A 12,986-nucleotide genomic window follows, 5' to 3' on the forward strand; every position below is an offset into this window, starting at 1 on the left:
GAATCAGCCCTTGCTCTCGCGGATGGCTGCCGCCAGCGCCGCAATGCCGGTGGCGATCTGCTCGACGGTGGAGGTCACGAACGACAGCCGCAGGGTGCGGTGGTCGGCGTTGTCGGCATAGAAGGCCGCCCCGGGCACAAAGGCCACATTGCGCTCCACGGCCTTGGGCAGCAGCTCGATGGCGCTCATGCCTTCCGGCAGGCGCACCCACAGGAACATGCCGCCGTCGGGGCGGTTCCAGTGCACGCCCAGACCCTGCATTTCCTTGTCGAGTGCGGCCAGCATGGCCTCGCACTGCTGCTTGTAGAGCGCGCGGATGGTGGGCACGTGGCGGTCCAGGAAGCCGTCCTTCATCACTTCGGCCACCAGGCGCTGGTTGTAGCCGGGCGTGTGCAGGTCGGCAGCCTGCTTGGCCTGCAGCAGCTTGGGGTACACGGCCTTGGGCGCCACGATGTAGCCCAGGCGCAGGCCGGGGGCCAGCACCTTGGAGAATGAGCCCATGTAGATGCAGCCGTCGGGGTTGCGGGCCGTGAGCGGGGCCGGCGGCGGTGCGTCGAACCACAGGTCGCCGTAGGGGTTGTCTTCCACCAGGGGCAGGTTCAGCTCGGCGGCGGCGGCCACCAGCTCGGCGCGGCGCGCGTCGCTCATGGTGCGGCCCGTGGGGTTCTGGAAGTTGGGCAGCACGTACAGGAAACGTGCCTTGTTCGCGCCGTTGCCTACCTTGGCACGCAGGTCGTCGATCAGCACGCCTTCATCATCGCTGGCCACGGACACCACGTTGGGCTCCATGGGCGTGAAGGCCTGCAGCGCGCCCAGGTAGGTGGGCGTTTCCACCAGAACGCGGCTATCGGTGTCGATGAGGATCTTGGCGATCAGGTCCAGCGCCTGTTGCGAGCCGGTGGTGATGAGGATCTGGTCAGCGTCCACGTCCCAGGGCAAAAAGTCGGCAATCGCCTGGCGCAGCGGGCCATAGCCTTCGCTGGCGGCGTACTGCAGGGCGCCGGGGCCGTCGTTGGCCAGCACGGCGGCAGAAGCGGCGGCAAACGCGGAGACCGGGAAGGTCTTGGGCGATGGCAGGCCGCCTGCCAGGCTGATGATGCCGGGCTTCTCGGTGACCTTCAGGATTTCGCGGATGACCGAGGGGTTCATGCGCTCGGCACGGCGTGCCAGGGTCCACGTGCTGTTGGTGGGAAGGTCGTTCAGTTTCACTCTCGTCTCCTGCGGGTGGCCGCCTGGGCCGCTACGGTTGCAAAGTTGTCGTCAAAAAATGGGTGTGCAGCAGCCCTGGCGGGTGCGTTCACACCTTCTCAGTCCACGATGAACAGGGTGGCGCCCTGTGGGGAGGTGGACCGATGGGGTTCTGCATTGTCCGCCACCTGGTAACTCATGCCGGGTGTCAAGGTGTACTGGCGGCCGTCGGCCAGCTCTGTGTGCAGCTCGCCGCTCAGGCACAAGAGCACATGGCCCTTGGTGCACCAGTGGTCGGACACATAGCCTGGCGTGTACTCCACCATGCGCACGCGCACCTCGCCAAATGTCTGGGTGCGCCAGAAGGCCTGGCCCGCTGCGGCGCTTTTTTCTTCGCGCGGAATGCTGGCCCAGTCGGTGGTGGCAAAGGGAATGTTCTGCAAATGCATGGTTTTCAGTCCTTGATCGACACCACGGCCTCGATCTCCACCGCAAAGCCACGCGGCAAGGAGCCGACACCGACGGCCGAGCGTGCGTGCCGTCCGGCATCACCAAACACTTCCACCAGCAGGTCGGAGCAGCCGTTGATGACCTCGGTGTGCTGCATGAAGTCGGGTACCGCATTCACCATGCCCAGCAGCTTGACCACACGGCGCACGCGCGAGAGGTCTCCGAGTGCTGCCTGCATGGTGGCGATCAGCTGCAGGCCCACTTCGCGGGCGTGCTGACGTGCGTCGTCGGCACTGATCTCGCGGCCCACCTTGGGGACCACCACCATGTCGTTGCGCAGTGGCGAGCCCTTGCCCGACAGGTACAGCGTGTTGCCGTCCAGCACATAGGCGTCAAAGTTGCCGCGCGGGGCGGACACGGTGGGCAGCACCAGGCCTAGCTGCTGCAGTCGCTGTTCTGGGGTCATGGCACTCATGCGGGGGCTCCTTGTTGTTGAACGGGCATCCGTTTGCCCACGAAGACGGTGGCGATCACGGCCACTGCAAACACCAGGGTGACGGCATCCAGGTGTTCGCCCAGCAGGGGCACTGCAAACAGCAGGCTCAAAAAGGGCTGGATGAGCTGGATCTGGCTGACCCGCACGGCACCCAGCGCCAGGGCGCGGTACCACGCAAAGAAGCCGATCCACATCGAGAACAGGGCCACATACAGGAAGCCCGCCCAGCTCATCGCGCCAATGCTGGAGGGCACGGCGGGAGCGAACCACCAGGCCACGGGCAGGGTGAGTGGCAGGCAACACACCAGCACCCAGCAGATGACCTGCTCGGCCCCCAGGCGGGGCGTGAGGCGGGCGCCGCCGATGTAGCCCAGGGCGCCGGTAGTCATGGCGATCAGCAGGTAGATGTTGGCTGCGCCCAGGTACAGGCCGCCCGCACGCCAAACCATGAAGCCCAGCACCAGCCCGCTGCCCAGCACTGCACAGGCCCAGAAGCCTGCCGAGGGCCGCTGCCGGTACCACAGTGCACCCAGCAGCGCGGTGGACAGCGGCAGCAGGGCCGTGACCACGGCGCCGTGGGTGCTGGGCACATGGCGCAATGCCAGCGCCAGGAACAGCGGGAAGCCGACAATCACGCCAAACGCCGTGATGCCCAGCAGTGGCCACTCGGCCCGCACCGGCAGGTTCAGGCGCCCTTGCGTGCGCTGCCACAGCAGGTAGCCAATCGACAGCAAGCCCGCCACGGCGGCACGCCCGAACGTGACGAACCAGGGGGAGAGCTGGGGTGCATCGGTAGAGCCCACTGCCAGCCGCGTCATGGGCAGCGTGGCCGCAAACAGCGTGACGCCGACCAGGCCCCAGAGCAGGGCTTCTTTTTCCTGTGCGCGGTTCATAGGGTGAGCATCCAGTACGCAGTGAGCACCAGCACGAGTGCCAGCGCGCGGTTGAACCACAGCAGCCGCGCGCCCTGCGCCAGCCACTGGCGCAGCAGCGAGCCCACCAGCGCATAGACAAAGTTGCTGGTGAAGGCGAACACCATCATCACGCCGCAAATGATGGCCAGGCGCTCACCCGGGTTGGCGGCGGGCTGCCCTGCGGCATTGACCACCCAGCCTGCGCTGAGCGTGAGGGCCAGCATCCAGGCCTTGATGTTGACAAACTGCAGGCCTACGCCTTGCCAGAACGTCACGTTCAGGCGCGACGTGTCGATGGCGGTCATCTGGCCTGCGCGGCTGAGCTTGAAAGCCAGCCAGAGCATGTAGGCCACGCCCATCAGCGTCACCGCCCAGCGCAGGGCGGGCACGCCGGTGATGAGGGCACCCAGGCCCAGCCCGCTGCCCAGCATGAGCAGCGTCCAGCCCGCAGGCACCGCAAAGCAAAAGCGCAGCGCGCGCTTGAGCCCGAGGTTGGCGGCCAGCGCGGTGGACAAGGTGGTGTTGGGCCCCGGCGAAAAGCTCATGGCGGTGCAAAACAGCAGCAGGGCGGTGAGTTCAGCGACGCTCATGGTGGGTGCGGGAAGGGGTGGGGGACTTGTCGGGGATCTGCCTTCAATGTAATCTTGCTACCAATACACAACCAGTACAGACAGTCGGCGCAGTTGCAAATCTGTATTGCCCGGCAAAACAATACACACCGGCGCCTGGCGGCGCAGCGAGCGGAATGCCACCATGCTGATGAAATCGTCGACCCAGTCGCTGACCGAACAACTGTCCGCCCGGTTTGCCGAGCGCATCCGCAACCGCCTGATGGCGCCGGGTGCACGCCTGCCGTCGGTGCGCCAGTGCGCGCAGCAGCACGGGGTGAGCCCGTCCACCGTGGTGGCGGCCTATGACCAGCTGCTGGCGCAGGGCCTGGTGGAGGCGCGCAAGAACCGGGGGTTTTTTGTCCGCGAAAGTGGCCGAGCGGTGGATGCAGCCGACGGCGACCTTGACACGCGCGCGCGCCCCGACGACCTGGCTCTGGAAAGTGCTGCCGCCAACTGGAGCACGGCGCACTGGTTTGCGGCGCGTGCCGCCGGCCGCGCGGGCCCAGGGGTGTCGCCCGTCAACGCCACGGCGCTGATCCGGGGCATGTTCCACAAGATCAGCGACAAGCCCCAGCCCGGCATGGGGGTCTTTCCGCCCGACTGGCTGGAGTCGACCTTCATGCCCGCCGCCGTGCGCAAGGTCACCAACTCGCGCGCCCTTCAGGAGTTTTCGCTGCAGTATGGCGAGCCGCTGGGCGATGCAGGCCTGCGGCGCGTGCTGGCCAAAAAGCTGTCCACGCTCAATGTGCACACGGTGCCTGAGAACATCATCACCACCGTGGGGGCCACGCATGCGCTGGACATCGTGAGCCGCACCCTGCTGCGCCCGGGCGACCCGGTCATGGTGGAGGAGCCCGGCTGGGCGGTGGAGTTTGCGCGGCTGGCCGCCTTGGGCATGCACATCCTGCCCGTGCCGCGCCGCACTGATGGCCCGGATCTGGAAGTCATGGCGCGCTACTGCGAGGTGCACAAGCCCAAGCTCTACGTGAGCGTGAGCGTGTTTCACAACCCCACGGGCTACTGCCTTACGCCAGGCAGTGCCCACCGCGTGCTGCAGTTGGCCAACCAGCACAACTTCCATGTGGTGGAAGACGACACCTACAGCCACATAGCGCCGGAACACGCCACGCGCCTCACGGCGCTGGATGGCCTGCAGCGCACCATCTATGTGAGCGGCTTTGCCAAGATCCTGGCGCCCAACTGGCGCATTGGCTTCATGGCCGCGCCGCCTGCGCTGGTGGAGCAATTGCTGGACACCAAGCTGCTGGCCACGCTGACCACACCGGCGCTGCTGGAGAAGGCCCTGGCACTGTGCATCGAGCAGGGCCAGCTGCGCCGCCACGCCGAACGCATCCGCACCCGGCTGGATGCCGCACGCGCGCGCAGCGTCAAGCTCGCCCTGGGGGCGGGCTGCACCTTTGCGGCCGAGCCGGTGGGCCTGTTTGGCTGGGTGGAGACCGGGGTGGACACCGATGCGCTGTCGCAGCGCATGCTGGACGAGGGCTATCTGCTGGCGCCCGGTGCGTTGTTCCATGCAGAGCGCAAACCCAGCACGCTCATGCGCATCAACTTTGCGACGACGCAGGACGCGGCGTTCTGGCGCATCTTTGAGCGTGTGCGGGCTGAGCAGGGGCGGTGAGCCGCAGCCATTGCCCTGGAGTCGCGCAATCGCATGGGGGTGTCGCCCACCGAAACCGGCGCAGGGGCCTACTTTCTTTCCACTTCCAGGTCAGACAACACCCGCAGCAGCGCGCGGTTGACCTCTTCCAGGTCCATCTCGAAGGTCTCGCACAGCTGGCGGATGGCGCTGGCGTCATCTGTCTCCAGTGCACAGGCCATCTGCAGACCGCCGGTGTAGGGGCCGGTGCGCAGCACGGTGGCGTCGTAGATGCGTTCTGACAGGGGCAGGCGCTTGAGGATGGTGCCCAGGGGCTCGCCCAGCAGCTCATCGAGCTGGGATAGCAGGCCACACAGGTAGATCTCGCGGCGCAGGTCGTTCTCGATGCCCGCGTCCAGCAGCCGCGCAGTGAGCTGGGCGCGGATCACCATGGCTTCGCGCACCGGCTGCATGTTGGCCTCGGTGCTCGCATGGGGCAGCTGGTCGGACAGCCAGCGCTTGATGGAGCTGTAGCCCATCATCACCAGGCCCCGGCGCAGCGAATCAATTCCGGTGCGCAGGCCCAGGGCGGCCGAGTTGGTATAGACCATGAAGCGGTACGCGAGCAGCGGGTCCTCGCCCATGATGTCTTCAAAGGTTTCCAGCGACTGCTCGTCGTCAATCGCCTTCATGAGTTTGAAGATCACCGCGTGCGAGGGCTGCTGCGGGTGGTGGCGCAGGCTGTAGAGCACGTCCTCCGTCGGCCACCCAGCCAGCGCCATCGCGTTGCCCTGGTCCAGACAGTGCTCCATCAGTGCCCGGCTGGCGATGTTTTCGTACATCTGGCCAGCCAGCACCGGGCTGGGGGTGCGTTTGGCAACAGGTGCTGCTGCGGCGGCGGCACTGCCTGGGCGTGGGGGCGTGGCCTGCAGCGCAGCCACGGCGTCTTCCGGGCGCAAGGTTAGCAGGCTGTTGTCGAAGCAGCGGGCAATCTCGGGCTCGGGCAGCTTGTCCATGTCGCCCCGCCACACCATGCGCAACCCGCGCTGGTGCGCGGCCTTCACGCGGTCATAGATGGCAGAGTCCGACAACCACTCGCCGCGCACCTCGATCCACGGTGCAGCCCGTGGCGCGTTTTCGAGCAGGTCGCACAGCAGCTGGCGGGTCTGTGCCGAGATCAGCAGCGGCGGCGAGCTGGACGACCACAGCTCCTGCAGCGTGCGCAGCAGGTGCCCGCCATCGACGGTTGCCGAGGCCTCGTTGTGGGCATACAGCTGGATGCCTGCGAGTTTGCGGGCGCGGTTCCACAAAGGGCGGTAGCCCAGGATCAGGCTACCTAGGACGGATTGGACCATGGGCTCTCAGGCAAAAAAACAGGGCCAGCCAGCGCTCGCGGGATGGGTGTCGCCACGGTGCACCAGCCGGTGCTGAAGCCTGCTGGCACAGGGTGCGATGGGCTCTGCGCCCGAACACCCTCTGCCGCACAGGCTCCTAGCCAATAAAGTTGAACAGCGACAACTTCTGAACCTGCGCATAGGACTTGAGTGCAGCCTCATAACCCACCTGCTGGTTCTGGAAGTCGGAAATGCCCTTGATCATATCGAGATCCTCTGCCCGCGAACGGTCGCCTTCCAGCTGGATGGAGCGCTTTTCCTGGTCGCCGGTGATGCGGTCTGCGCGATTGAGCAGCTCGCCGGCGTAACTGCGCATGTTGTGTACGCGCTCCAGCCCAATATCGATGTTGGCCAGTGCCTGCCCCACGGCCTGGATGGCGCCGTTGTTGTTGGGAGCGTTGCGGATGCCATTGATGGCACTGTCCATGGTGCTGAACATGCTCGCGCTGGGCTGCAGGGTGACGGTATCCCCGTTGGCTGGGTTGCCCTTGATGTCGAAGGAAAGCCCCGGAATGCCTGGAACGGAGATGGTGACCGGCTTGTCGGTCGGGTAGTCCGGCACCACCACCGGGGCGGAGACGGCGCCCGTGGTGGTATTGGTGATGGTGTACGTGGCTGTGCTGGTGCCCGTGGTGGCGCCTGGACCCACTGCGCTGAAGGTGACGGTGTAGTTGTCACCCGTCACCAAAGCTTTGTTGGTGGGCGTGATGGCCGTGGTGGTGAGCTGTCGGCCGACCGGGATGTTGCTGACTCCGGCGGTGTAGACACTGTCGCGGGTGGGGTCGAACATGAAGGCAGAGTCGCCGTCGAGGGCCCCCGGTACCGTCACGCCGTTGCTCGCCGTCTGACCCGGCAAGCCCTGGAAGCTATAGTCGGGGGAGCTGCTCAGGGGGCCCAGGAACGGCGCCAGCGCGCTGCCCAATGCACTCAGCAGGGGGATGCCGTTGGTGTCTTTCCGGTTGGCGACTTCCAGCAGTTGCTCGCGCAGGCCTTGCAGCTGGTTGGCGACAGTGGCGCGGTCGTTCGGGGTCATGCTGGCATCGCCCGCACTGACCACCAACTCCCGAAAGTTCTGGATCAGATTCACTGCGTCGCCCAGTGAGGATTCCCCCTGTGCAATCGCATTGCGCTGGGTCTCCAGCGCACGTTGTTCAGTCTGGATGCGCGACAGGCGGTTGAGGGCTCGCTCGGCCTGGGCTGCCGACACCGGGTCGTCGCTGGCGCGCACCACCCGTTTGCCAGAGGTCAGGTTTTCCTGCAGCGTGGTCAGGCTGGTCTGGCGCGCGCCCAGGTTGCGCAGCGCGTTGTCATACATGTTGGCCGTGCCGACGCGGTAGATGTTTGTGCTCATGTCGAACTCCTCACGCCAGGGGCGGCATTCATCGGCCCAGGCCCTGGATCAGCGAATCAAAAATGTTCTGCGCAATCTGGATCATCTTGGCGGAGGCCTGGTAGGCCTGCTGGTATTGGATCAGCTTGGCGGCCTCTTCGTCCAGGTTCACCCCCGACACTGCCGTACGGTCGCGCTCCAGGTTGGCTGCGATGGTGGACGACAGCTGCTCCGCAAACTTGGCGCTCTGGGTGCGTGTGCCCACCTGGGCAATGGCGCCAGCGTAGCCGTCGGAGAGGGTGGACTCGTCAAACATTTTCACGTCACGCAGTCCCATCAGGGCATTCGCGTTGCCTGCGTTGCGGGTGTAGGCGTCTCCGTACTGCGGGTCCAGCGCATTGCCGATCACCACGGTGTCGCCCGTCTTGGGGGTGCCCTGCAGCGTGATCTCCCAGCCGTTGATCGAGATGGGCTGGCCCGAGGTGTAGGGCTGCGCAGTCGCCAGTGAGGTGGGTGGCGCGGTCCCGCGGTCGAGCACGTCGTAGGTCGTGGGCGGCCCGGCGGTGAACTGCAACTGGATACCCCCCAGGATGGGCGGAATGGCTGCTGGGTTGGCATTTGCCGGCAGCACCAGCCCCGGCGGGTTGGGCAGGCCCGTGGCCTTGAGGCTGCCCAGCTGCATGGTGCCGCCGTTGGCCGTGCCCATGGCGGCGTTGATAGGGTTGGCGGCTGCCAGGTCGCGCGGCGAATACACCAGCGCCTGGATGTTGTTGGCAGCTGTGCTGAACGGCTTGAACAGCATGCGCTCGCCAGGGTTGCCGGGCGTGGTCAGGTTGAAGTTGAGCCCATCGATCTGCAGCGTGGCCAGGTTGGCAGCGCTGGTGAACGGGGTTGATTGACCGTCGGACAGGCGAACCACCTGCCCGGCCGTGCCCGTGGTGAAGCGAATCTCATAGTCGGACGCAGCAAACTGTGTGGGGCCGGTGAACGACACCGTGCCCACCCCTGCGCCGTTGGTGTGGCCCGGCATGCTGGCGGGCAGCGCGAACAGATCCTTGCCTGGCACGCCATCGAGCGTCAGGCCCAGGTTCTGCTGGTCGTTCATCGTCATGCCGATGGCCAGTGCCATGCGGCCCAGCAGATTGCGCCCTTCGCTCAGGTCCGTGTTCTGAAAGCGCAGCAGGCCCGAGACGCTGCCACCGCCCAGCACGTTCTCGTCCAGCTCCACGGGGGTGGCGCCGGGGCGGTTGAAAAACAGCTTGGACTGTCCGCTGCCCGGGAAAGTCGTTGCATCGTCGATCGACAGGCTGGCGGCCGTGCTGCCCAGCACCAGGGGCTGACTGCCCGCCACGAACAGGCCCACGGTGCCGTCGTCCGCCGGGATCTGGGTGGTCTGCACATACTGGTTGATGTCGCGGATGATCTGGTCGCGCTGGTCCAGCAGGTCGTTGGGGCTCTGGCCGTTGCCGGTGGCCCGGGCAATCTGCTCGTTGATGGCCGCCATCTGCGTGGCCAGGCTGTTGATGGCGGTCACGCTGCTCTGCAGCTGTTCCTTGACGGTGTACTCGATCTCGTTGATCCGGTCGCTGGCGGTGCGCATGCGCGCGGCCGTTTCGTCCAGCCGCGTAAGGACCACCGTGCGTGCCGTGATGTCGGTGGGACTGCTGACCACGTCCGAGAACGCGTTCATCATGTCAATGATGGCGGCGCCCAGGCCCTGGGTGCCGCCGCTGAACACTTCCTGCAACTGGCTCAGGCGCTGGGCGCGGATGGCGTCGGCCGCCTGGGTCGATCCAGCCGCGGCCGACTGGCGCGTGAGCAGCTCGCTCTGGTTGCGCAGAATGGTCTGCACATCCACGCCCTGGCCAATATAGCCACCGCCCGTGAACTGGCCCTGCACGGTCTGCAGCACCACCGTCTGGCGCGAATAGCCGGGTGTGTTGACATTGGCAATGTTGTGGCCTGCCGTCTGCAGGGCCACCTGGTTGGCCAGCAGGGCGCGGGCGCCGACGTTGAGCAGACTCATGGCTTACCTCGGTTCTTCTCGTCCATCACGCCTGGGCGCGCTGTACACGCAGCGCGCTGTTGATAGCGCCGCTGAGCTTCTTGGCGTACTCCGGGTCGGTGGCGTAACCGGCCTTTTGCAGCTCGGCCGCGTAGGCCACGGCAGAGCCCGTCTTGGCGGTGGCCTGGGCTTTTTCGTAGCGCGGGTTGTCGGTGATCAGCTTGGCGTAGTCGCGGAAGGAATCCTCGTACGAGTCGTACGCGCGGAACTTGGCCACCACCTTGCGCGGTGTGCCGTTGATGTATTCGGTGGTCGTGATCTCGGCCACCTTGCCGGTCCAGCCCTTGCCCGCCTTGATGCCGAACAGGTTGAACGAGTTGCCGCCGTTGGCGGTCTTGATCTCGCTCTTGCCCCAGCCGGTTTCGTGCCCGGCCTGGCCGAGCATGAAGCTGGCGGGAATGCCGCTTTCCTGCGCCACGCGCTCGGCGGTGCCGCTCAGGTGCTGCACAAAGCCTTCGCGGCCCTTGGGGACGGGCAGGGTGGTATCGACGGAAGACGTGGTGGCGGAGGTCGCAGACCGGTTTTGTGCCTGCGGCAGGCTCAGCGTGGACGGCACCGAGAAGTTGGTGTCCGCACCGCCCATCTGGCGCGAAAGCTGGCGGGCGATGGCTTCGGACAGGCCGCCCTGCAGGCCTGACATATTCACGGACAGCTGCTGGTCCAGCATGTCCTGGCCCAGGTTGGCCTGCTCGCCCTCCATCAGGCCGGACTTCATGGTGGCGTCGCGCATGCTCTTGATGAGTTCGCGCATGAACAGCGATTCAAACTGCTTGGCAGCCTCGCGCGTGACCTGTGCGCTGTTGCTCGTGCCCGCGTCGTATTTGAGGGAGTTGAGCGAGCGGATATCGACCGCCAGCGCGTTCGAGGGGCTGGTGGTGCTGGACGAGGGCAGGGTCAGGGCCATGGTCGCTCCCGGTGGATGGTGCGCGCAGCGGCGGCAGCAGGGCGAGCCATGTCAGATCACCTCCAGCTCGGCGTTCAGCGCGCCGGCGGCCTTGATGGCCTGCAGGATGGCCAGCAGGTCGCCGGGGGTGGCGCCCAGCGTGTTGAGGGCCTTGACCACGTCGGCCAGCTGCGGCGACGCGGGCATCTGGATCACGTTGCCCGGTTCCTGGTTGATGGTGATGTCGCTCTTCTGCGTGACCACCGTCTGCCCCTGCGAGAACGCATTGGGCTGGCTGACCACGGGCGTGGAGCTGATGGTGATCGACAGGTTGCCGTGGGCGATGGCACAAGGCCCCAGCGTGACCGACTGGTTGAGCACCACCGAGCCCGTGCGGGCGTTGATGACGACCTTGGCAGAGGGCGTGGAGGATTCGAGCGGCAGCTCTTCCAGGTCGGCAATGAAGCCGACGCGGGCGCCGGGGTCGATGGGAGCGCGCACCTGCACCGTGCGACCATCCAGCGCGGTGGCCAGGCCGTTGCCCAGCTTGGCGTTGATCACCTGCGCCACGCGGCGGGCGGTCTGGAAGTCCGAGGCGTTCAGGCCCAGGTTGATGGTGTCGCCTTCGTTGAGCGGGGTGGGCACGGCCCGCTCCACCTGCGCACCGAGCGGAATGCGGCCTGCGCTCAGGTGGTTGATCTGCACCTTGCTGCCACCGGCTGACGCGCCAGCGCCGCCCACCACCATGTTGCCCTGGGCCAGGGCGTAGATCTCGCCGTCAGCGCCGCGCAGGGGTGTGACGATGAGCGTGCCGCCCTTGAGTGACTTGGCATTGCCCATGGACGAGACGTTCACGTCGATCTGCTGGCCCGGCTGGGCAAAGGCGGGCAGTTGCGCCGTGACGATCACCGCTGCCACGTTCTTGAGCTGCAGCTGCGACGCCGTGCCGGGTGGCAGGCTGATGCCCATCTGCTGCAGGTAGTTGGACATGGCCTGCGTGGTGTAGGGCATCTGCGTCGTCTGGTCGCCCGTGCCGTCCAGCCCTACCACCAGACCGTAGCCGGTCAACTGGTTGCTGCGCACACCCTGCACCGCCGCCACTTCCTTGATGCGCAAGGCCTGTGCAGGCGTTGCCAGCCCTGCGGCCACCAGGGCCAGCAGCAGCCACAGCACGCGCGCGGTGCGGGGCAAGAGGGAATGGGACGAGGCTTTCATGGCATCCATTGTGGTAGGCCATGGCCAGAACTAAAACCCAAAAAGAAGCGGGTTCACCGGCTTATTGGCTGGGTCTGAAGCCGCGTTGGCAAGGTGCGCGCAGAAACGGCCCGCGGGCGCTCTGTGTGGCGGTTTTTGAGTAAAAACGGCCAGAGGCGCTAGTGCTATATGCGCCAATAGCTATCAAATTTGCAGTAATAAAAAGGACGCACCCAGCCCTCCGTCGGATGCCGGAAGGACTGGGGACCTGGGCGCTTTCGGTGCGCCCAGTGCGGTCAGAACGGCGTGACGGTGTTGAAGAACCGGCCCAGCCAGCCCATGGCCTGGGCTTCGTTTTGTGCGCCGCGTCCACGCGATTCGACGCGCACATTGGCGACCTGGGTCGAGTTCACGATGCTGCCGGGTTGCAGCGCGCGTGGGTCCACCGTGCCCGAAAAGCGCAGCACATCCACGTTCTGGTTCACGCCGATCTGCTTTTCGCCAGTGATGACCAGGTGGCCATTGGGCAGCACATCCACCACCGTGGCGGTGATGGAGCCGGTGAAGGTGTTGGCGCTTTCGGTGCCGCCCTTGCCGGAGAACGCATTGCCCGAATTGGCGCCCACGCCCAGCTTGTCGGTGAAGGTCTTGCTGGTGAAGGGCAGGGCGGTCACGCCGGCAGAGACTTCGGAGGTGCGGTCCACCGTGGACGACGACTTCTGGCTGGCCGTCACGTTCTCCACGATCTGAATGGTCACGTTGTCGCCCACCAGGCGCGCGCGGCGGTCTTCAAAAGCGGGCCGGTAGCTGGCGTTGTGGAACAGCCCGCCCGTCACCGGGGGCGGGGTGCGCGGTGCAGCGGCG

At 66.1% G+C, this 12,986-nt stretch carries 12 protein-coding genes; 1 reads left to right on the forward strand and 11 read right to left on the reverse strand.

The annotated features are described in order from the left end of the window. Positions 1–3 precede the first annotated feature (3 nt). The 5 genes from AC07X4_RS15835 to AC07X4_RS15855 all read right to left on the reverse strand — a co-directional run bounded on the left by AC07X4_RS15835 (position 4) and on the right by AC07X4_RS15855 (position 3,638). On the reverse strand, positions 4–1,209 hold the full coding sequence (locus AC07X4_RS15835) for an aminotransferase-like domain-containing protein (RefSeq protein WP_494740613.1): 1,206 nt from the start codon (positions 1,207–1,209) through the stop codon (positions 4–6). 98 nt (positions 1,210–1,307) lie between these two features. Then, positions 1,308–1,637, reverse strand: coding sequence for a DHCW motif cupin fold protein (locus AC07X4_RS15840; RefSeq protein WP_108496888.1), 330 nt, complete (start codon positions 1,635–1,637; stop codon positions 1,308–1,310). Between the two features lie 5 nt (positions 1,638–1,642). Then, positions 1,643–2,113 (reverse strand): RidA family protein, encoded by a 471-nt coding sequence (locus AC07X4_RS15845; protein ID WP_494740614.1) that lies wholly within the window; start codon positions 2,111–2,113, stop codon positions 1,643–1,645. Continuing rightward, positions 2,110–3,027: a DMT family transporter gene (locus AC07X4_RS15850; RefSeq protein ID WP_056065632.1), complete on the reverse strand. Its 918-nt coding sequence runs from the start codon at positions 3,025–3,027 to the stop codon at positions 2,110–2,112. Before AC07X4_RS15850 ends, AC07X4_RS15845 begins: the two co-directional genes overlap by 4 nt. After that, a complete protein-coding gene (locus tag AC07X4_RS15855; protein WP_192422097.1) occupies positions 3,024–3,638 on the reverse strand; it encodes a LysE family translocator in 615 nt (204 codons plus the stop codon). The genes AC07X4_RS15850 and AC07X4_RS15855 overlap by 4 nt, the downstream gene beginning before the upstream one ends. A 163-nt stretch (positions 3,639–3,801) precedes the next feature. Between AC07X4_RS15855 and AC07X4_RS15860 the strand changes: the two genes are divergently transcribed. Continuing rightward, on the forward strand, positions 3,802–5,298 hold the full coding sequence (locus AC07X4_RS15860) for an aminotransferase-like domain-containing protein (protein ID WP_494740615.1): 1,497 nt from the start codon (positions 3,802–3,804) through the stop codon (positions 5,296–5,298). A 68-nt stretch (positions 5,299–5,366) separates the two neighbouring features. On the opposite strand, the gene AC07X4_RS15865 is transcribed toward AC07X4_RS15860, so the two are convergent. The 6 genes from AC07X4_RS15865 to AC07X4_RS15890 form a co-directional block, all read right to left on the reverse strand. After that, complete coding sequence (locus AC07X4_RS15865) at positions 5,367–6,611, reverse strand: HDOD domain-containing protein (protein ID WP_436075761.1); 1,245 nt, start codon at positions 6,609–6,611, stop codon at positions 5,367–5,369. A 136-nt stretch (positions 6,612–6,747) separates the two neighbouring features. After that, positions 6,748–8,001, reverse strand: a complete 1,254-nt coding sequence (flgL, locus tag AC07X4_RS15870) for a flagellar hook-associated protein FlgL (protein WP_056065641.1) — start codon at positions 7,999–8,001, stop codon at positions 6,748–6,750. Positions 8,002–8,029: 28 nt separating this feature from the next. Then, complete coding sequence (gene flgK / locus AC07X4_RS15875; protein ID WP_494740616.1) at positions 8,030–10,006, reverse strand: flagellar hook-associated protein FlgK; 1,977 nt, start codon at positions 10,004–10,006, stop codon at positions 8,030–8,032. Between the two features lie 25 nt (positions 10,007–10,031). Beyond that, a complete protein-coding gene (flgJ, locus tag AC07X4_RS15880; RefSeq protein ID WP_099729168.1) occupies positions 10,032–10,949 on the reverse strand; it encodes a flagellar assembly peptidoglycan hydrolase FlgJ in 918 nt (305 codons plus the stop codon). Between the two features lie 51 nt (positions 10,950–11,000). Beyond that, entirely contained in the window at positions 11,001–12,152 is a 1,152-nt protein-coding gene (locus AC07X4_RS15885; protein WP_436076969.1) for a flagellar basal body P-ring protein FlgI, read from the reverse strand. Positions 12,153–12,418: 266 nt separating this feature from the next. Further along, the coding region (locus AC07X4_RS15890; protein WP_494740617.1) for a flagellar basal body L-ring protein FlgH at positions 12,419–12,986 on the reverse strand (568 nt) is incomplete at its 5' end.

Source organism: Acidovorax sp. GW460-11-11-14-LB4 (assembly GCF_059423685.1).

What these genes read in the sequence shown, in the direction of transcription:
- AC07X4_RS15850 (WP_056065632.1), bottom strand. Translation starts at nt 3,027, where the DNA reads ATGAACCGCGCACAGGAAAAAGAAGCCCTGCTCTGGGGCCTGGTCGGC.
- AC07X4_RS15860 (WP_494740615.1), top strand. Translation starts at nt 3,802, where the DNA reads ATGCTGATGAAATCGTCGACCCAGTCGCTGACCGAACAACTGTCCGCC.
- AC07X4_RS15885 (WP_436076969.1), bottom strand. Translation starts at nt 12,152, where the DNA reads ATGGATGCCATGAAAGCCTCGTCCCATTCCCTCTTGCCCCGCACCGCG.
- AC07X4_RS15845 (WP_494740614.1), bottom strand. Translation starts at nt 2,113, where the DNA reads ATGAGTGCCATGACCCCAGAACAGCGACTGCAGCAGCTAGGCCTGGTG.
- AC07X4_RS15840 (WP_108496888.1), bottom strand. Translation starts at nt 1,637, where the DNA reads ATGCATTTGCAGAACATTCCCTTTGCCACCACCGACTGGGCCAGCATT.
- flgJ (WP_099729168.1), bottom strand. Translation starts at nt 10,949, where the DNA reads ATGGCCCTGACCCTGCCCTCGTCCAGCACCACCAGCCCCTCGAACGCG.
- flgK (WP_494740616.1), bottom strand. Translation starts at nt 10,006, where the DNA reads ATGAGTCTGCTCAACGTCGGCGCCCGCGCCCTGCTGGCCAACCAGGTG.
- AC07X4_RS15865 (WP_436075761.1), bottom strand. Translation starts at nt 6,611, where the DNA reads ATGGTCCAATCCGTCCTAGGTAGCCTGATCCTGGGCTACCGCCCTTTG.
- flgL (WP_056065641.1), bottom strand. Translation starts at nt 8,001, where the DNA reads ATGAGCACAAACATCTACCGCGTCGGCACGGCCAACATGTATGACAAC.
- AC07X4_RS15855 (WP_192422097.1), bottom strand. Translation starts at nt 3,638, where the DNA reads ATGAGCGTCGCTGAACTCACCGCCCTGCTGCTGTTTTGCACCGCCATG.